The organism is Sulfitobacter sp. HI0027 (genome assembly GCF_001634775.1).
Taxonomy (GTDB): Bacteria; Pseudomonadota; Alphaproteobacteria; order Rhodobacterales; family Rhodobacteraceae; genus Sulfitobacter.
Window position 1 is genome coordinate 1 of sequence record NZ_LWER01000395.1, and the last position, 18,217, is coordinate 18,217.

Consider the following 18,217-nt stretch of genomic DNA (forward strand, 5'->3'; position numbering starts at 1 on the left):
GCGTGCCACAATATACTAGGCGCACCTTTGGTGCGACCGGGCTGGCGATTTGGTGAGGCGGGCGCCTCCTGGACGGCACACATCAAAGCTGAAACATAAAGTGGTGCCAACAGCCCGTAGCATCGCCACCCCACGGGCAGGCGATGGCCCTCCTTACACCTCTCACTACCCCCTTCCACTTGCCAGCATCCCCTACCGGTTATAGTCAAGGACAACGCCCGCGACGAAGGAGGCCCCGATGGCCGACGATCCCAAGACATTGGTTTCAACCGACTGGTTGGCTCAGCACCTGAAAGACCCGGACCTGCGCATCCTTGATGCTTCGTGGTATCTGCCCGACGCCGGGCGCGATCCGAAGGCTGAGTATGACGCCGCCCATATCCCCGGCGCGCGGTTCTTTGACATTGATGATATCTCTGACGCGCGGTCGGACCTGCCGCATATGGCGCCGCCGATCGAAAAATTCATGTCGCGCCTGCGCGCGATGGGCGTGGGTGATGGGCATCAGGTGGTGGTCTATGACGGCGCTGGGCTGATGTCGGCGGCGCGTGTCTGGTGGCTGTTCCGCCTGATGGGGCAGGAGAATGTCGCCGTGCTCGATGGTGGTCTGCCCAAATGGCAGGCCGAGGGGCGCGAAACCGAAGATATGCCGCCCGTGCCGCGCGACCGCCACATGACCGTGCGCTTTCAGAACCAGTTGGTGCGCGATGTGACGCAGGTCGCCCATGCCTCGAAACTCGGCGATCCGCAGATCGTGGACGCCCGCGCCGCCGCCCGCTTCCGCGGCGATGCGCCAGAGCCACGCGAAGGGCTGCGCGCAGGCCATATTCCCGGCGCACGCAATGTGCCCTTCACCGAATTGCTCAACGACGACAAAACGATGAAGACCCCCGAACAGACCCGCGCCATTTTCGAGGCGGCGGGCGTGGACCTTGCCAAACCCGTCATCACCTCTTGCGGGTCGGGCATCACCGCCGCCGTGCTGGCGCTGGCGCTGGAGCGGGTGGGTCACCGCAAATGGTCGCTCTATGATGGCTCATGGGCTGAGTGGGGCATGTTCCCCACCGTGCCCGTCGCCACCGGCGCGGCTTAACCCTTTTTAGTTACCTTCCAACCGGAGAACCCCATGTTCGAGACGCTCAAGGCGCAACCCGCTGACAAGATCCTCGCCCTTGTACAGGCCTACCGCGAAGACCCGCGTGACACGAAGATCGACCTCGGCGTCGGCGTTTACAAAGACGCCAGCGGCAACACCCCGGTGATGCGCGCCGTCAAAGCCGCCGAGCAGCGCATCTGGGAAAACCAAGACACCAAGGCCTACACCGGTTTGGCTGGTGATCCGGCCTATTCCAACGCGATGGCCGCGCTTGTGCTGGGCGATGCCGTGCCGCGCGGTGCGATTGCCGCCGCCGCCACCCCCGGCGGGACCGGCGCGGTGCGTCAGGCGTTTGAACTGGTGCGCATGGCCAACCCCGAAGCGCGCGTTTTCGTCTCTGACCCGACATGGCCGAACCACCTGTCGATCCTGTCCTATCTGGGCATGGAAGTGGTGAACTACCGCTATTTCGACAGCGAAACCGGCGGCGTGAACTTCGACGGCATGATCGAAGATCTCAAGACCGCCAAAAAAGGCGATGTGGTGCTGCTGCATGGCTGCTGCCACAACCCAACCGGCGCGAACCTTAACAGCAGTGAATGGGACGCGGTAATCGAAGTGCTGCAAAGCACTGGTGCTGTGCCGATGATCGACATCGCCTATCAGGGCTTTGGCGACGGGCTGGAAGCCGATGCCGCCGCGACCCGCAAAGTGGCGTCTTCGGTGCCAGAGTGCCTGATCGCGGCAAGCTGCTCCAAGAACTTCGGCATCTACCGCGAGCGGACCGGCATCCTAATGCTGGTGGCTTCCGAAGCGGCCCAAGGGCTGAACCAAGCCACCTTGGCCTTCCTCAACCGCCAGAACTACAGCTTCCCGCCCGACCACGGCGCGCGGATCGTGTCGACCATCCTGACCGATGACGCGCTCAAGGCCGACTGGCAGGCCGAGTTGGAAGACGTGCGCAACGCCATGCTTGCCCTGCGTGAGCAGCTCGCCGGTGAATTGCAGCGCCTGTCCGGGTCGGACCGCTTTGGCTTTCTCGCCCAGCACCGGGGCATGTTCTCGCGCCTTGGCACCACCCCGGACAAGGTCGAAGCGCTGCGCGAAAAGCATGGCATCTATATGGTTGGTGACAGCCGTATGAACATCGCAGGGTTGAACCAAAACAGCGTGCCAATTCTGGCCCGCGCGATCATCGACGTAGGCATCTAACGCTATTTCGGGCCGCGCCTGCCGCGGCCCGAACATCCTGCCGACCCAAGCGTTGATAACATAACTGGGCACTATGCCCCCGTAATGTCTACATTAAAACAGAACTTGGTCGGATTGCCCGGATTGAGTACCTTGAGCGAAAACTTAAGGTCAGGCAAATTTTAGAATCAATTTTTCAATGCATTCGGTTGGATGTTGGCACGCCAGCCGTACAGCTCGTGATTGTGACGGCATCGGTTGTCACCGTCTTGGGCTATTGGGTGCGTGGGCATAGCAGTCTGCCGGGTAAACATTGGTTTCTGCTAGCGATCTTTGCCATGGACCTGTGGCTTCTTTCGGTCGGAGTCGAGCTTTCGGCCACTTCGGCGACCTGTGCCTTTGGGGTGAGCCGTTGGGCGTGGATCGGCTTTGTGTTGCTGCCGACCTTCTGGGCCTTTTTCCTCTACGAATATGCGCTCGGGGCCAAGGTGCCGCGGTATCTGGTGCCGATCTGCGCCGGGGTTGCGCCGGCGCTGATCACCCTCGCGGCAGTGACAAGCGGCTGGCATGAGAAATTCTACGGGCCGGAAACCAAGTGGCTTTTGAGCGAAGAGGGGGCCTACGTCCAATCTGACCATGGCCCGCTCTTTTTTATCGCGATTGCCTATCTTTACATGGTCATCGTGGCTGCGGCGGTGGTGGCGGGCCGTGCCGTACGGACGGCCAACCCCGCGGTGCGCAGCTTTTTCCTAAAGCTCTTCGCCGCGACGCTGATCCCCATGGTGGCCAATCTGGGCTATATTCTGGGCGGGATCACGCTGTTTCACACCGATCCGACGCCCTTTTCCTTTGCGCTTTCGCTGACGCTGGTGGTTTGGCTGGTGGCTGACAACCGCTGGATCGATGTCAACGCAATCGCGCGGGAGCTGTTGTTCTATAACAGCACCGACCCGGTATTCGTGGTCGACCCATCAGGGGTTGCGATTGAGACGAACCCGGCTGCGGCCGACCTGTTGCGCCGCGGCGCAGAGCCCGAAGCACCGCTGAGCGAGTTCGGAGAGCTGGGGCCGGTCATTTGCCATCTCGCGGCCCACGGTAGCCTGCCGGACGTGACAGATATCCAGTTGGGCCACCGCCATTTCGCCGTGCGCGCCCATGCGATTTCCTTGGGTGTCGGGCAAAAACAGGTCGGTTGGGCGGTGGCGCTCTTGGATGTGACGGTGCAAAAGATCGCCGCTCAGAAAGCAATCGCCGCCGAGCAGATGCAGATGCAGTTCCTTGCTACGGTGAGCCATGAGTTGCGGACCCCGCTGACGGTGATCAATGGCGCGCTTGGCCTGCTGTCTCAAGGCGGCGCAAAGCTTAACGATGCGCAAAAGGCCCGTTTGCTTGGAAAGGCCACAGACGGTTCCGAGACGCTGACGACGCTGGTTAACGATCTGATCGACACGCAAAGCCTGAGCAGTGCGGCGTTCAGCATTGACCTTCAATCTGTGGCACTTGGCCCGCTGGTGCAGGGCGCTGTGGCGCGCGCGGAAAGCCTGCAACCCGACAAGGATATCCGTTTCACCTGCGCGTTGTCTGATGCCCCCCTGACCGTGCAGGCGGATGCAGAGCGGTTGGGTCAGGTTTTTGGCAATGTGCTTTCGAACGCGGTGAAGTTCTCTTTGCCCGGCGGTTTAGTGGAAGTCAGCCTTGAGCAGGCTGAAGGCATGGCGTTGGTGCAGGTAAGCGATAGCGGCTGCGGCATTCCTCCGGGGGCGGAAGAGCAGGTCTTTGCCCGTTTCTCGCAGCTTGACGGCTCCGACACGAAAACCGCCTATGGCAGCGGTCTGGGGATGCATATCACGCGGCAAATTCTGGACCGGCACGGCGGCAGCATCCGCTATGTCAGCGCGCCGGGTGTCGGCACGACCTTTACGATTTCTTTACCCTTGGTGGCCTAACGCAAACCGCCCGGCCATTGCTGGCCGGGCGGTCAATTACTTGGCGATGTGGCTAGGGCTTAGCCCTTGGCGAACTCGGGGTAGGCTTCCATCCCCAGTTCGGACATGTCCAGACCGGTGATCTCGGCTTCTTCGCTGACGCGGATGCCACCGGCAGCTTTCAGGATCAACCAGACAACGAAGCTGACGACGAAGACAAAGAGGCCAACCGCGGCAAAGCCAATGATCTGTGTGACGAAGGATGTGCCTTCGGTATAGACCGGCACAACCAGCGTGCCCCAGAAGCCAGCGATCAGGTGAACCGGGATCGCGCCGACCACGTCATCAATCTTGAACTTGTCGAGCATGGGCACGGTGAAGACCACGATGATACCACCCACGGCACCGATCCAAAGCGCGCCGAACAATGTCGGGTCAAGCGGCCCGGCAGTGATCGAGACGAGGCCCGCCAACGCGCCGTTCAACACCATTGTCAGGTCGACCTTTTTGTACATCACCTGTGTCAGGATCAGCGCAGCAACAGCACCGGCGGCAGCGGCCATATTGGTGTTGGCAAAGATCTGCGCTACGGCATCGACATCTTCGATTGTGCCCATGGCAAGCTGAGACGCACCGTTAAAGCCGAACCAGCCCATCCACAGGATGAATGTGCCCAAAGTGGCGAGCGCAAGGTTGGAGCCCGGCATCGGCACAACGCGGCCATCTTTGCCGTATTTGCCCAAACGTGGCCCCAGTACGATGGCACCAGCGAGGGCGGCAAAGCCACCAGCGGCGTGCACAAGGGTCGACCCGGCAAAGTCGCTAAAGCCCATTGCGGAAAGGAAACCGCCGCCCCACTGCCAAGATGCTTCGATCGGGTAGATGAAGCCGGTCAGCACGACCACGAAGATCAGGAAGGGCCAGAGTTTGATCCGCTCGGCCAACGCGCCGGACACGATGGAGGCGGTGGTGGCGCAGAACATCAACTGAAAGAAGAAGTCGGAAGCGTTGGAATAGCCGCCTGCGTCAATCTCGGTCTTGATGTCTTTGGTTGCAAAGGTGCCAAAGACGCCTTCCATGATCCAATTGCCGTCACCGGGGTACATGATGTTGTAGCCCACCAGCCAATACATGACCGCCGCAATGGCAAAGAGGCCCATGTTCTTGGTCAACTGTGTCGTAACGTTCTTGGAGCGGACAAGTCCGGCTTCCAGCATGGCGAAACCCGCCGCCATCCAAAAGACGAGGAAACCGCCGATCAGGAAAAGCAGGGTGTTGAAGATGAAGGTCGTATCCGCCAGCGTCGCGTATTCCGCGTCCTGTGCCAGCGCCAGCCCGGGCAGGGCGATGACCGCCGCTGCGAGGGGAAGTATTTGGTTGGGTTTCATATGGTCGTTTCCTGTCTGCGGGTCCGAATGCGTGCTTACCGAAGCGGGCGGCTGCCCGTGCAGCATGAGAAAACCGGATATCGGGCGCTTTTGGACAGGTTTGCTTGCCATATTTGCGCCATTGCTTGGCAGTGCTGCCTAAAAAGCGGGCGCCGGCTGGAATCTGCCTATAAGTTAATCAGACATTTGACGCCGATTGGACCTTGCAGCGCTAAACAAACCGCTGCAGTCAGGCTAAAGTGGCGAAAAATAGGGCCGAGCACGCGATTTTATGACTGACAAGAATAAGCGCAAACGCCCTCTGGTCGCCGACAGGCGGTATCCGGGCAAGGCCAAACCCAAGCCCAAGACCTCTGCGCGGGCCAAACCGGCCACGCGCAAGGCAGCACCGGCCCGCCGAAAGGCCGCGCGCACCAAACGCCCTCGGCGCGGGGGAATCATTGGTTTCTTTGCTGGCTTGGCTCGTTGGATTTGGCGTTTGATCTGGACGATCACATGGCGCGTGAGCCTTGTGGCCTTCCTCGTTCTCGCCTTGGCTGTTGGCTATATCTATACCACCATTCCGCCGCTCGAAGCGCTGTTGGATGGCCGCGCGCGCGGCTCTGTCACCATGCTCGACCGGGAGGGAGAGGTCTTTGCCTGGCGCGGCGACCAGTTTGGCGGCGTGGTTTCGGCAGACTCGGTGTCCAAACATCTGCGAAACGCGGTCATCGCCACCGAAGACAAGCGATTCTATAACCACCTTGGGGTCAGCCCCCGGGGCATCGCCTCGGCGGTGCGGATCAACCTAAGCGAGGGCCGCGGCCCGCTTTCCGGCCATGGCGGGTCGACCATCACCCAGCAGACGGCCAAACTGCTTTGCCTGGGCGAGCCTTATGACCCCAGCAGCGGCATGACGGAAAAGGAATATGAGGCGGAATGCCGTCGCTCTTCCTTGGGTCGCAAAGCCAAAGAAGCGCTTTTTGCCGTCGCCATGGAAATCAAATACTCCAAGAGCGACATCCTTTCGATCTATCTGAACCGTGCCTACATGGGCGGCGGTGCCTTTGGCGCAGAGGCCGCGGCGCAGCGATTCTTTGGCAAGCCCGCCGCGGCGCTTTCGCCGTCTGAGGGCGCGATGCTGGCCGGTCTTTTGACCGCGCCAACAACCCTATCGCCCACCAACAATCTGGATCGGTCGCAAAGCCGTGCCGCTACGGTGATCCGCCTAATGGAAGATCAGGGCTATCTGACCGCAGCGGAGGCCGATGAGGCCATCGCCAATCCCGCGCAACTGTCCGAGGCGGCAGAGGCCGAGGCGGGCGGCTATTTCGCCGATTGGGTCATGTCCTCGGGGCCGGAGTTCTTTACCCGCAACACCACCGAAGATGTCATCATCAAAACCACCCTCGACCAGCGCATCCAGCGCGCGGCAGAGGAGGGGCTGAAATGGGTCTTTGAAAACAAGGTGCGCGACACCTCCAAAGCGCAGGCGGCCATCGTGGTGATGTCTTCTGATGGGGCGGTGCGGGCGCTGGTCGGCGGACGCAAGACCAAGGTCGCGGGCGCGTTCAACCGTGCCACGCAGGCGATGCGCCAGACCGGGTCGGCGTTCAAACCCTTCATCTATGCCGCGGCGCTTGATCTGGGCTATTCGCCCGAAGACATCATCGTGGACGAACCCTACTGCCTGAACATCCCCGGTTCGGGTGAGTGGTGCCCCAAGAACTACACCAAGAACTTCAAAGGCCCGGTCTCCCTGACAGACGCGCTGAAAGACTCGTTGAATATCCCGGCGGTCAAAGTCTCGGAAAGCGTAGGCCGCGAGACGGTGAGTGCGGTCGCCACGCAGTTCGGCATCAAAAGCGATCTGGCCGCAGGCCCGGCGCTGGCACTTGGCGCATCGGAAAGCACCCTGCTCGAGATGACGGGCGCCTATGCGGGCATCCTGAACGGCGGCTCTTCGGTGACCCCCTACGGGCTGGTCGATCTGCGCCTCTTGGGCGAGACGGAGCCGCTGATGGGCACCGGCGGCGGTATCAACGAACGGGTCATCCAAGAAGATGCCGCGCGCCAGTTGGTCTATATGATGGAGAAGGTGATCTCGGAGGGGACCGGCCAGCGCGCCCAGTTTGGCGACCGTCAACTGGCAGGCAAGACCGGCACCACCTCGGCCAACAAAGACGCTTGGTTCGTCGGCTTTTCGGCGGATTATGTGGCCGGGGTCTGGATGGGCTATGATGACAACACGCCGCTCACCGGGGTCACAGGCGGTGGCCTGCCCGCAGAGATTTGGCGCGAAACCATGAGCCGCGTGCATGATGGGCTGCCCCTCAAGGAGTTGCCGATGCAAGCGCCCGCCCCGCCCAGCAACCTGAGCGAAGCGCAGCCCGAACCGCAGCCACAGCCGCAGCAACCGCAGGGTGGGGGCAATCAGGGGGGTGGCGGCGCGGACAATGTGATTGACCGCGTTCTGCGTGACATCTTTGGCGGCGGCAGCAGCGGCAGTGGCGCCAGCGCGCCTGCACCCAGTTTCCTCGACCGCTAAGGCGGTCGGGGCGTCGGCCCGAGAAAAAAATGGCACTGGGTTATCAAAATCATTATCAATTCCCCGTAAGCGGGAAGCGCGCCGGGTTCTGTGTGGGCAGCTTCGAAAGGGATTGATGCAAAGCGATGTGGTGAACAGGGGGCTGTCCGAACTGCGTCGCGTGCGCAGACGCAGCCGTGGGCTTTATTGGGCTGTGGCCCTGTTCAGCCTCTTCGCCAATATCCTCATGCTTACCGGCCCGCTGTATATGTTGCAGGTCTATGACCGGGTGCTCGGCTCCGGCTCAGAAGAGACGCTGATCGCCCTCTCGGTTCTTGTGGTCTTTCTCTATGCGGTGATGGGGCTCTTGGATTACACGCGCGGCCGGATCATGGCGCGGGTGGGCGCGCGGTTTCAATCCGATCTCGACCGGCGGGTGTTCGACGCGGTGGTGCGCAAATCCGCCGTGGCCCCGGATGTGAAGACCAACGCGGGCCTTGCCGATCTTGAAGCTGTGCAACGGCTGATGACATCGCCGGTTCTGATGGCCGCCTTCGATGCACCTTGGACGCCGATCTTTTTCGCGGCGATCTTTCTGTTCCACCCGATGCTGGGGTGGCTGGCGGTGAGCGGCGCGGCGGTGCTGGTGGTGATCACCATCGCCAACCAGTTGCTGTCGCGCGAAAGCCAAGCCCGTGCAAACCTCTCGGGGCAGGCAGCGAACGCAATGTCGGACCAGATCAGGGTCGAGGCTGAGATGGTGCAGGCGATGGGGATGCGTGACGCGGCATTCTCGCGCTGGCAACAGGCCCGTGGTCAGGCGTTGGAGCAGCAGGTCAAATCGACCGACGTGGGCGGCACGTTCACCGCGATGACCAAGACGCTGCGGTTGTTTCTGCAGTCCGCCATGCTTGGGCTCGGCGCGTGGTTGGTCTTGAAAAACCAGATGACGCCGGGCGCGATGATCGCGGGCTCGATCCTGCTGGGCCGGGCGCTGGCGCCGGTCGAACTGGCATTGAACCAATGGCCGGTGGTGCAGCGGGGGCGGTCCGGTTGGGCCAATCTGGCGCAGCTTCTCGGCGCGGTGAGCGAAGAACCTCCGCGCACCGCGCTGCCGCAGCCCAAAGCGCGGCTGGTCGCCAAGGCGCTGACCGTCGTGGCACCGGGCGAGAAACAGGCGGCGCTCAAGTCAATCAATTTTACCGTCGAGCCGGGGCAGGCGGTGGGCGTGATCGGCCCGTCGGGGGCGGGGAAGTCGACACTGGCGCGCACGCTTACCGGGGTCTGGCCGCCTGCGGGCGGGTCGATCCGGCTGGATGGGGCCGCGCTTGAGCATTACGGGAGCGAAACCTTGGGGCGGCATATCGGATACCTGCCGCAGCGCGTCCAATTGTTCGATGGCACCATTGCCGAAAATATCGCCCGGCTGTCCCCCGACCCCGACGATGCCAAAGTGATCAAGGCCGCCAAATTGGCGGCGGCGCATGAGATGATCCTCGAATTCCCCCAGGGCTATGACACGCCCATTCGCGCGGGGCAGGTGCGGCTTTCTGGCGGACAGATGCAGCGCATCGGACTGGCGCGGGCGCTATATGAGGACCCGGTGATCGTGGTGCTGGATGAGCCGAACTCGAACCTCGACAATACCGGTTCTCAGGCGTTGAACCACGCAATCCGGCAGATGAAGGCGAGCGGGCGGTCGGTGCTGATCATGGCGCATCGTCCCGCGGCCATTCAGGAATGTGACACGCTGCTGGTTCTCGATAACGGCATCCGCAAAGCCTTTGGCCCCAAGGATGAGGTGCTTGCCGGGATGGTGCAAAACCACCGCGAGATTCAGCAAGCCCCCCCGCGGTCGGGGGGCGTGGTATGACCGATCACGGCGACAAACGCTGGTCGGCAACCCGGCCCCTGATCCTTGGGTTCTTCGGGCTGATCTTGCTTTTTGGCGGTTTTGGGACTTGGGCCGTGACCAGCCAAATCGCCGGGGCGGTGGTGGCTTCGGGCCGGATCGAAGTCGACCGCAACCGGCAGATCGTCCAGCATGAAACCGGTGGTGTGGTGGCCGAAATCCTTGTGGATGAGGGCGACAGTGTCGCCGCCGGTGACGCTTTGCTGCGTCTGGATGCAGAGCAGCTGACCTCGCAATTGGCCATCGTCGAGGGCCAGCTTTATGAGCTTATGGCCCGCCGCAGCCGTCTGGAAGCGCAGCGCGATGAAGTCGAGGCGGTCACCTTTGACGAAGAGTTGCGAACCGCCGCCTCCGAAAATCCCGACGTGCAGGAACTGGTGGACGGCCAGCGCAACCTGTTTGACGCGCGCCGCGTCAGCGTGGCCCAAGAGCTTGAGCAATTGGGCAAACGCCGGGCGCAGATCAACGCGCAAATCCGCGGGGTCGATGCGCAAGAGGCCGCGCTTTCGCGCCAGCTGGAGCTGATCGAGGAGGAGTTGGGCAATCAGCAGTCGCTGCTGGACCGTGGCCTGACGCAGGCCTCTGCCGTCTTGACCCTGATGCGCGAACAGGCCCGCCTGCGCGGCCAGATCGGAGAGTTGTCGGCGCAAAAGGCGCAATCCCAAGAGCGGGTGACAGAGATTGACATCGAGCGGCTGAAACTGCGCTCCGCCGGGCGGGAAGAGGCGATCACCCAGTTGCGCGACCTGCGCTACCGCGAGTTGGAGATGGCCGAACAGCGCCGCGCGCTCAGGGCTGAGATTGACCGGCTTGATATTCGCGCGCCGGTGTCGGGGGTGATCTATGGGATGCAGATCCAAACCCCGCGATCGGTCGTGCGCGCGGCGGAGCCGTTGATGTACCTCGTCCCCCAAGATCGTCCGCTGATCATCGCCGCGCGGGTCCAGACCATCCACATCGATCAGGTCGCCGTGGGCCAAGAGGTCAATCTGCGTCTTTCGGCGTTGAACCAGCGCACCACGCCGGAACTGGTGGGCAAGGTCTTGCAGGTCTCTGCCGATTCCATTGACGACGACGCGACCGGGCAAACCTATTACCGGGCAGAGATTGCGCTTAACCCCGGCGAGATCAACAAGCTGGAAGAAGGCACGATCCTGCTGCCCGGCATGCCGGTTGAGGCGTTTATCCGCACCGGCGAACGCTCTCCGATGGCCTATCTGTTGAAACCGATGGCCGACTATTTCGCGCGCGCGTTCCGCGAAAGCTGAAGCGTCGCGCCGGGCGGGCGGCAAAGGGGCTTTTCCTCGGGGCGGAGGGCGGTTAGCGTCCGCTTGAACCCGCAACCAAAGGAAGCCCGTCATGTCCCTGACCGCCCGCCTTGCCGATCTCGGCATCACCCTGCCCGACGCGCCCGCACCGGCCGCGAACTATGTGCCCTTTGTGGTCACCGGCAATACCGTCTATGTTTCGGGCCAAATCTCCAACGGGCCGGATGGGTTGATCACCGGGCGTTTGGGCGACGGTATGGATGTCGACGCCGGGGCCGCCGCCGCGCGCAGCTGTGCGCTGAGCCTTTTGGCGCAGGTCCGCGCTGCTTGCGGAGGCGATCTGGACCGTCTCAAACGGGTTGTGAAACTGACGGGCTTCGTGAACTCAACCGCCGATTTCACCGACCAGCCCAAGGTCATCAACGGGGCCTCCGACTTCATGGTCGAGGCTTTGGGTGATGCGGGCCGCCACGCCCGCTCGGCGGTCTCTGCCGCATCACTGCCTTTGGGTGTCGCCGTCGAAATCGAAGGCATTTTTGAGATCGAATGACCCTTCCCCCCGCCTTTCTGGACATTCCGCTGGCGCATCGCGCGCTGCATGACCTCTCTTCCGGGCGGCCCGAGAACAGCCGCGCCGCCGTGCGGGCGGCTGTTGAGGCGGGTGTCGGGATAGAGATTGACCTGCAACTCAGCGCCGATAACAAGGCGATGGTGTTCCATGACTATGCCTTGGAGAGGCTGACACCAGAGCGCGGCGCGGTCCGGCTGCGTGAGGCCAGCGCCCTTGCGGCCATCCCGCTAAAGGGCGGCGACGAGGGGATTCCAACGCTTGAGGAAATCCTCGACCTCATCGCCGGGCGCGTGCCGCTTTTGGTGGAGTTCAAGGATCAAGACGGCGCCATGGGACCGGACGTGGGCCCGCTTGAGACCGCCGCCGCCGAACTGCTTGGCCGCTACCGGGGCGATTTGGCGGTCATGTCCTTCAATCCGCATTCGGTGCGCGCACTCGCCCGTCTTTTACCCGACGTACCACGCGGTCTGACCACCAGCGCCTACCGCCCCGATGAATGGCCGCTGCCCGCAGCCACCTGCGATCGGCTGCGGGGCATACCCGACTATGCCGACACCGGCTCCTGTTTCATCAGCCATGAGGCCGATGACCTGAACCGCCCGCGTGTGGCTGAGCTAAAGGCCGACGGGGCGGCGGTGCTCTGTTGGACAATCCGCAGCCAAGCTGAGGAAGACATCGCGCGTCAGGTGGCGCAGAACGTGACCTTTGAGGGGTATCTGCCGCGCCCGCGCTCTTGATCTGCGAGGCCGAGGCCACACATAGGACGCAAGGCAGGCAAGGCTCAGATGAACGCGCAGGAAATCGAGATTACCGTGGTGCCAGAACTGGCACAGATCGGCCAAAAGGACTGGGACGCCTGCGCCTGTCCCGAGGCCGCGGGCGGGGGCCGTCCGCGTGACCCGTTCACGACCTATCGTTTCCTGTCGGCGCTAGAGCAGAGCGGATCGGTCGGCCCCGGCACGGGCTGGCAGCCGCAGTATCTGGCCGCGCGGATTGCGGGCCAAGTGATCGCCGTGGCGCCGATGTATGCCAAATCGCACAGCCAAGGCGAATATATCTTCGACCAAAATTGGGCCCATGCCTATGAGCGCGCGGGCGGGCGGTATTACCCCAAACTGCAGATCGCCGTGCCCCACACCCCCGCCACCGGGCGGCGCTTTTTGGTGCGGCCCGGGTTTGAAGAGGCGGGCACCGCCGCGCTGGTTCAAGGCGCGGTGCAGCTGACCGATAGTAACGCGCTGTCGTCGCTCCATGTGACCTTTTGCACCGAGCAGGAGGTCGCCCGGGCCGAAGCACTGGGCCTGATGAGCCGCAAAAGCCAGCAGTTTCACTGGCACAACCGCGACTATGCGGATTTTGACGGTTTCCTCGCCAGTCTGTCTTCGCGCAAGCGCAAGAACATCCGCAAAGAACGCGCACAGGCGCAGGATTTTGGCGGCACGATCCACACCTTCACTGGCGATCAGATCGAACCCGAACATTGGGATGCCTTCTGGCAGTTCTACCAAGACACCGGCGCGCGGAAATGGGGTTCGCCTTACCTCACGCGGGAATTCTTTGACCACGCGCAAGAAAACCTGCGCGACGATATCGCGCTGGTGCTGGCTGAACGTGACGGGCGTTGGATTGCCGGGGCGCTCAACTTCATCGGAGCAGAGACGCTCTTTGGCCGCTACTGGGGCTGTACCGAACACCACCCCTTTCTGCACTTTGAGCTATGCTATTATCGCGCCATGGATTTCGCCATCGCCCATGGGCTTTCCCGTGTAGAGGCGGGCGCGCAGGGCGAACACAAGCTCGCGCGGGGCTATCTGCCGTCCCCCACATGGTCGCTGCATTGGATGCGCGATCCGGGCTTTGCCTCTGCCGTGGGGGAGTATCTGCAGGCCGAACGCGACGCCGTGGACGAAGAGATCAGCGTGCTGACCGACTACGGCCCTTTCAAAAAGACGACGATCGAGGAACAAGAATGACCGAGAGATTAAGCATCGAGACCCGCAAGACGCTGCTGCAACCGCTGTTCAATACCGGCTGGGAAATGGTCGAAAGCCGGGATGCGATCCACAAGACGTTCAAGTTCAAGGATTTCGCCGACGCCTTTGGCTGGATGACAAGGGTGGCTATTTGGGCGGAAAAGTGGAATCACCATCCCGAATGGAGCAATGTTTACAACCGCGTGGAGGTGACGTTGATCACCCATGACGTGGATGGGCTAAGCTCGCTCGACGCGAAATTGGCGCGCAAGATGGATGGTCTCTTTGGGGCCGGGAAAGACTGACGGAGAGACCGGATGCAAGATTTGTTTGAAACGGAACTGTGGCAGGGCAAGACGATTGCCGATCTGCTGACACTGGAGTTTCTTGCCAGCGCGGCAGGCTCGGTGATCGGCGCGATTGTGATCCTGTTGCTGGGGTGGATCATCTCCAGCTGGTTGCAGCACCGGGTTGAGAACCTTGGCAAGCGGCACAAACACCTTGATGAGATGCTGTTCGAATTTCTGGCTTCCATCGTGCGTTATGTGGTGTTGGGCTTTACGGTTTTGTTTGTGCTCAACACTTTCGGGGTCAAGACGACCTCGGTCGTGGCGGTTATCGGTGCGGCCGGTCTGGCGATTGGTCTGGCCCTGCAGGGCACCCTGTCGAACGTGGCCGCCGGGGTCATGCTTATCCTCTTTCGTCCGATCAAGATCGGCGATTTCGTGGTGATCGCGGGCGAGATGGGCACGGTCAAACAGATCAACCTGAACTATACGGTGCTGGCCGACCTCAGCAATGTGCAGGTCATCGTGCCGAACTCTGAGGTTTGGGGCAATGTCATCACCAACTATTCCGTCAACCCGACCCGCCGTGCGGAATGGACCTTTGGCGTGGGCTATGGCGCGAACCTCAAGACCGCCGAAGAGATCATTCGCAGCACGATCATGGCGGATGAACGCGCCCATGCCGATCCTGAGCCCTTCATTCAGGTGAACAATCTCAACGACAGTTCGGTCGATTTCCTTGTGCGGGTCTGGTGCAGCGCGGGGGATTATTTTGCCTTCAAGGCCGATATGACCCGCAAGGTCAAAGAGGCGTTGGATGAAGGCGGGGTGGATATTCCGTTCCCCACACGCACCATCGTGCAGGCTGCGGAATAGGCCTTCGCGTCTGCGGCCCTTCGCGGGGCACCCCTATCAGCAAAACGCCCGGCCAATCTGGCCGGGCGTTCGCATTTTACATATTGTCCAGCAGTGCTTCGCCGCCGGAAATCTCGCAGGTGCCGGGGCTTTCCTCGGGCTGCCACAGTGTCACCTTGCCGTCTTCGACGAGCATCGCATAGCGTTTGGACCGGCCGACCAGCCCGGCACCTTCGGCGTCGAACTCCATGCCGATGGCGCGGGTGAATTCACTGCTGGCGTCGGCCAACATGGTGATCCCGGCCTCACTCGCGCCGGTCGCTTCGCCCCAAGCTTTCATCACGAAAGGGTCGTTGCAGGAGACGCAGATCACCTCATCCACGCCTTTGGCGTCGAACTGATCTTTGGTGCGCACGAAGCTCGGCACATGGGCAGAGTGGCAGGTGGGCGTGAAGGCACCCGGCACGGCAAAGATCACCACTTTGCGGCCCTTGAGCTTGTCGGCCATCTGCACCGGCTCGGGCCCATCCGCGCCCATCTGAACCAGTTTCGCGTCCGGCAGCGTCGAACCTTGAGAAATCGTCATGGGATAGCCTCTCCTGTCATTGCGGTTGTCTTGGGGCCAGATATAGGCTTTGACCGCGACTGAGACCAGATCAATTGGGGGGTGGCAAATGCAGCATGTGGTGGTGATCGGAGCCGGGCAGGCAGGAGCCTCTTGCGTGGCGAAGCTGCGCAATGGTGGGTTTGACGGGCGGATCACCCTGATTGGGGCCGAGCCTTGCCCGCCCTACCAGCGCCCGCCTCTGTCTAAAGGGTACCTGCTGGGCGATATGACACTGGAGCGGCTGTTTCTGCGGCCCGAGGCTTTCTATGCCGACCAAGGGATCGCGCTCAAGACCGATTGCCGCGTTACCGCGATTGACCCCGAGGCGCGTGTTCTGAGCACGACCGAGGGCGAGGTCGCCTATGACGAACTGGTGCTCGCTACCGGCTCCCTCCCGCGTCGGCTACCGGCGGCGATTGGCGGCGATCTGGTAGGCGTCTTTACCGTGCGCGATCTGGCGGATGTGGATGCCATGGCGCCGCGTTTCTCAAAGGGCGCGAAGGTTCTGATCGTCGGCGGTGGCTACATTGGGCTGGAAGCCGCGGCGGTCGCGGCCAAGCTGGGGCTTGAGGTCACGCTGGTGGAAATGGCCGACCGCATCCTGCAGCGCGTCGCAGCGCCCGAGACCAGTGATTATTTCCGCGCCCTGCATGAAGGCCACGGCGTGACCCTGCGCGAAGGCGTGGGGCTGGAGCGGCTCTTGGGCGAAGGCCACGTTACCGGTGCACGGCTCAGCGATGGGACAGAGATTGCCGCCGATTTCGTCATCACCGGCGTGGGCATCGAGCCCGACATCGCGCTGGCCAAGGCAGCAGGGATCGAGATCGACAACGGCATCAAGGTCGACGCACAGGGCCGCACGAGTGTGCCGGGCATCTGGGCGGCGGGGGATTGCACCTCTTTCCCCTATCGCGGCGGGCGTATCCGGTTGGAAAGCGTGCCCAATGCCATCGATCAGGCCGAGGTGGTCGCTGAAAACATCCTCGGCGCGGGTAAGGAATACATTGCCAAACCGTGGTTCTGGTCGGACCAATATGACGTGAAACTGCAAATCGCCGGGCTGAACGCAGGCTATGACCGCGTGGTCACCCGCCTTGGCGAAGGCAGCGCCTCGTTCTGGTACTACCTTGGCGAAACGTTGCTGGCCGTCGATGCCGCGAACGATCCGCGCGGCTATATGGTGGGCAAACGGCTGATCGAAGCGGGAAAATCGCCAGACCCGGCTTTGGTCGCGGACTCTCAGACAGACCTAAAGGCATTGCTGAAACCATGAGGATTATCGCTGGGAAATACCGTGGCCGACCGCTTGCCGCGCTTGGCAAGGGCGACGCCGGGGCGCATCTGCGACCGACCTCCGACCGGGTGCGCGAGAGCCTTTTTTCGATGTTGACCCATCACGATGTGATCGAGGGCGCGCGGGTGTTGGACCTGTTCGCAGGCACCGGCGCGCTTGGGTTTGAGGCCCTGTCGCGCGGTGCTGTGTCTGTCTGCTTCGTTGAGAATGGCCGGACAGGCCAGCAGTTGATCGGGGAGAATGTGCGCAAACTGGAGGCGGAGGCGGAAACGCGGCTGCTGCGCAATGACGCGACGCGGCTGGGGCCATGCGCACAGGGCCCTTTCGATCTGGTCTTCCTTGACCCGCCCTATGGCAAATCCATGGGGCAAAAGGCGCTTGTTGCGGCAGCCGAAGGCGGTTGGTTTGCGCCCGGCGCGATGATCGTTTGGGAGGAAAACGCGCCCATGCACGCGCCCGAGGGATTCGCCCGGATCGACACGCGCAAATACGGCGATACCCATGTGACGCTGCTGCAAAGGGCTGCAAGCTAACAGCTTTTTGCCGAGCGCTATCCCCTCTCAGGTTGATCCTTGTCTTTTCCGACAGAATAAGTCACCTATTGCTCGAAGGCCCGCCGCGCCTGTGTCGGGACTATGGTGATTTTCAAGGAAGGACATCCGATGCGCCTCAAGGCGACCACGGCCATTGCGCTGATCACATGCGCCGCCGCTCCGGCATTTGCACAAGACAAGGCCGAGGTGCTGGGCACCTATGCCGACATCGCACAGGCGGGCTACGAAGACAGCCTGACTACCGCGCAGACGCTGCAAGCCGCCGTCGAGACGCTGATCGCCACCCCCTCGGCCGAAGCGCTTCAGGCCGCGAAGTCCGCATGGCTGGCCGCCCGCGTGCCCTACCAGCAGACCGAGGTTTTCCGCTTTGGCAACGCCATCGTCGATGACTGGGAAGGCAAGGTAAACGCATGGCCGCTGGACGAAGGTCTGATCGACTATGTCGATGCCTCCTATGGCGGCGAGACGGATGAAAACCAATTGGCGGTTCTGAACGTCATCGCCAACCCGACCTTCACACTGGGCGGGGAAGAGGTGGACGCCACCGAGATCACGCCTGCGCTCCTCGAAGGGCAGTTGCATGAGGCGGGCGCAGTCGAGGCCAATGTCGCCACCGGCTACCACGCCATCGAATTCCTGCTCTGGGGCCAAGACCTGAACGGGACTGAGCATGGCGCGGGCAACCGTCCTTGGACCGACTACGCGACCGGCGAAGACTGCACCGGCGACAACTGCGACCGCCGTGGGCAATACCTGAAAGCCGCGACCGATCTGCTGGTCGGCGATCTGG

Annotated in this window: 16 protein-coding genes; 14 read left to right on the forward strand and 2 right to left on the reverse strand. The window is 62.2% G+C overall.

The genetic code is table 11. The features are described 5' to 3' along the window. Positions 1-238 precede the first annotated feature (238 nt). From sseA to A3722_RS18040, 3 genes are all read left to right on the forward strand, one after another. A complete protein-coding gene (gene sseA, locus A3722_RS18030) occupies positions 239-1,093 on the forward strand; it encodes a 3-mercaptopyruvate sulfurtransferase (protein WP_067622460.1) in 855 nt (284 codons plus the stop codon). 33 nt (positions 1,094-1,126) lie between these two features. Further along, the gene (locus A3722_RS18035; protein ID WP_067622457.1) at positions 1,127-2,308 is read left to right on the forward strand and encodes an amino acid aminotransferase; all 1,182 of its coding nucleotides are present in this window, start codon (positions 1,127-1,129) and stop codon (positions 2,306-2,308) included. Positions 2,309-2,532: 224 nt separating this feature from the next. Beyond that, on the forward strand, positions 2,533-4,233 hold the full coding sequence (locus A3722_RS18040; RefSeq protein ID WP_150119963.1) for a histidine kinase N-terminal 7TM domain-containing protein: 1,701 nt from the start codon (positions 2,533-2,535) through the stop codon (positions 4,231-4,233). Positions 4,234-4,292: 59 nt separating this feature from the next. On the opposite strand, the gene amt is transcribed toward A3722_RS18040, so the two are convergent. Then, positions 4,293-5,600 (reverse strand): ammonium transporter, encoded by a 1,308-nt coding sequence (amt, locus tag A3722_RS18045; protein WP_067622452.1) that lies wholly within the window; start codon positions 5,598-5,600, stop codon positions 4,293-4,295. Positions 5,601-5,871: 271 nt separating this feature from the next. On the opposite strand from amt, the gene A3722_RS18050 reads away from it, so the two are divergent. The 8 genes from A3722_RS18050 (at position 5,872) to A3722_RS18085 (ending at position 14,993) form a co-directional block, all read left to right on the forward strand. Continuing rightward, entirely contained in the window at positions 5,872-8,127 is a 2,256-nt protein-coding gene (locus A3722_RS18050; RefSeq protein ID WP_201722071.1) for a transglycosylase domain-containing protein, read from the forward strand. Positions 8,128-8,242: 115 nt separating this feature from the next. Beyond that, entirely contained in the window at positions 8,243-9,979 is a 1,737-nt protein-coding gene (locus A3722_RS18055; protein WP_067628272.1) for a type I secretion system permease/ATPase, read from the forward strand. Then, positions 9,976-11,286 (forward strand): HlyD family type I secretion periplasmic adaptor subunit, encoded by a 1,311-nt coding sequence (locus A3722_RS18060; RefSeq protein WP_067916341.1) that lies wholly within the window; start codon positions 9,976-9,978, stop codon positions 11,284-11,286. Before A3722_RS18055 ends, A3722_RS18060 begins: the two co-directional genes overlap by 4 nt. A gap of 91 nt (positions 11,287-11,377) precedes the next feature. Then, positions 11,378-11,836 (forward strand): RidA family protein, encoded by a 459-nt coding sequence (locus tag A3722_RS18065; RefSeq protein WP_067628947.1) that lies wholly within the window; start codon positions 11,378-11,380, stop codon positions 11,834-11,836. Next, the gene (locus A3722_RS18070) at positions 11,833-12,594 is read left to right on the forward strand and encodes a glycerophosphodiester phosphodiesterase family protein (protein ID WP_067628949.1); all 762 of its coding nucleotides are present in this window, start codon (positions 11,833-11,835) and stop codon (positions 12,592-12,594) included. Before A3722_RS18065 ends, A3722_RS18070 begins: the two co-directional genes overlap by 4 nt. Before the next feature lie 48 nt (positions 12,595-12,642). Continuing rightward, entirely contained in the window at positions 12,643-13,830 is a 1,188-nt protein-coding gene (locus tag A3722_RS18075; RefSeq protein ID WP_067628951.1) for a GNAT family N-acetyltransferase, read from the forward strand. Beyond that, positions 13,827-14,135, forward strand: coding sequence for a 4a-hydroxytetrahydrobiopterin dehydratase (locus A3722_RS18080; RefSeq protein WP_067628953.1), 309 nt, complete (start codon positions 13,827-13,829; stop codon positions 14,133-14,135). Before A3722_RS18075 ends, A3722_RS18080 begins: the two co-directional genes overlap by 4 nt. Before the next feature lie 12 nt (positions 14,136-14,147). Beyond that, the gene (locus tag A3722_RS18085) at positions 14,148-14,993 is read left to right on the forward strand and encodes a mechanosensitive ion channel family protein (protein ID WP_067628955.1); all 846 of its coding nucleotides are present in this window, start codon (positions 14,148-14,150) and stop codon (positions 14,991-14,993) included. Positions 14,994-15,069: 76 nt separating this feature from the next. Here A3722_RS18085 and A3722_RS18090 read toward each other — a convergent pair whose 3' ends face one another. Then, a complete protein-coding gene (locus tag A3722_RS18090; RefSeq protein WP_067628957.1) occupies positions 15,070-15,558 on the reverse strand; it encodes a peroxiredoxin in 489 nt (162 codons plus the stop codon). An 88-nt stretch (positions 15,559-15,646) separates the two neighbouring features. Here A3722_RS18090 and A3722_RS18095 point away from each other — a divergent pair, with 88 nt between their 5' ends. From A3722_RS18095 to A3722_RS18105, 3 genes are all read left to right on the forward strand, one after another. Further along, positions 15,647-16,852 (forward strand): NAD(P)/FAD-dependent oxidoreductase, encoded by a 1,206-nt coding sequence (locus tag A3722_RS18095; protein WP_067628959.1) that lies wholly within the window; start codon positions 15,647-15,649, stop codon positions 16,850-16,852. Then, positions 16,849-17,406, forward strand: coding sequence for a 16S rRNA (guanine(966)-N(2))-methyltransferase RsmD (gene rsmD, locus A3722_RS18100; protein ID WP_067628961.1), 558 nt, complete (start codon positions 16,849-16,851; stop codon positions 17,404-17,406). The genes A3722_RS18095 and rsmD overlap by 4 nt, the downstream gene beginning before the upstream one ends. 129 nt (positions 17,407-17,535) lie before the next feature. Beyond that, positions 17,536-18,217: imelysin family protein (locus tag A3722_RS18105; protein ID WP_330220233.1), on the forward strand; the 682-nt coding region annotated here is incomplete at its 3' end.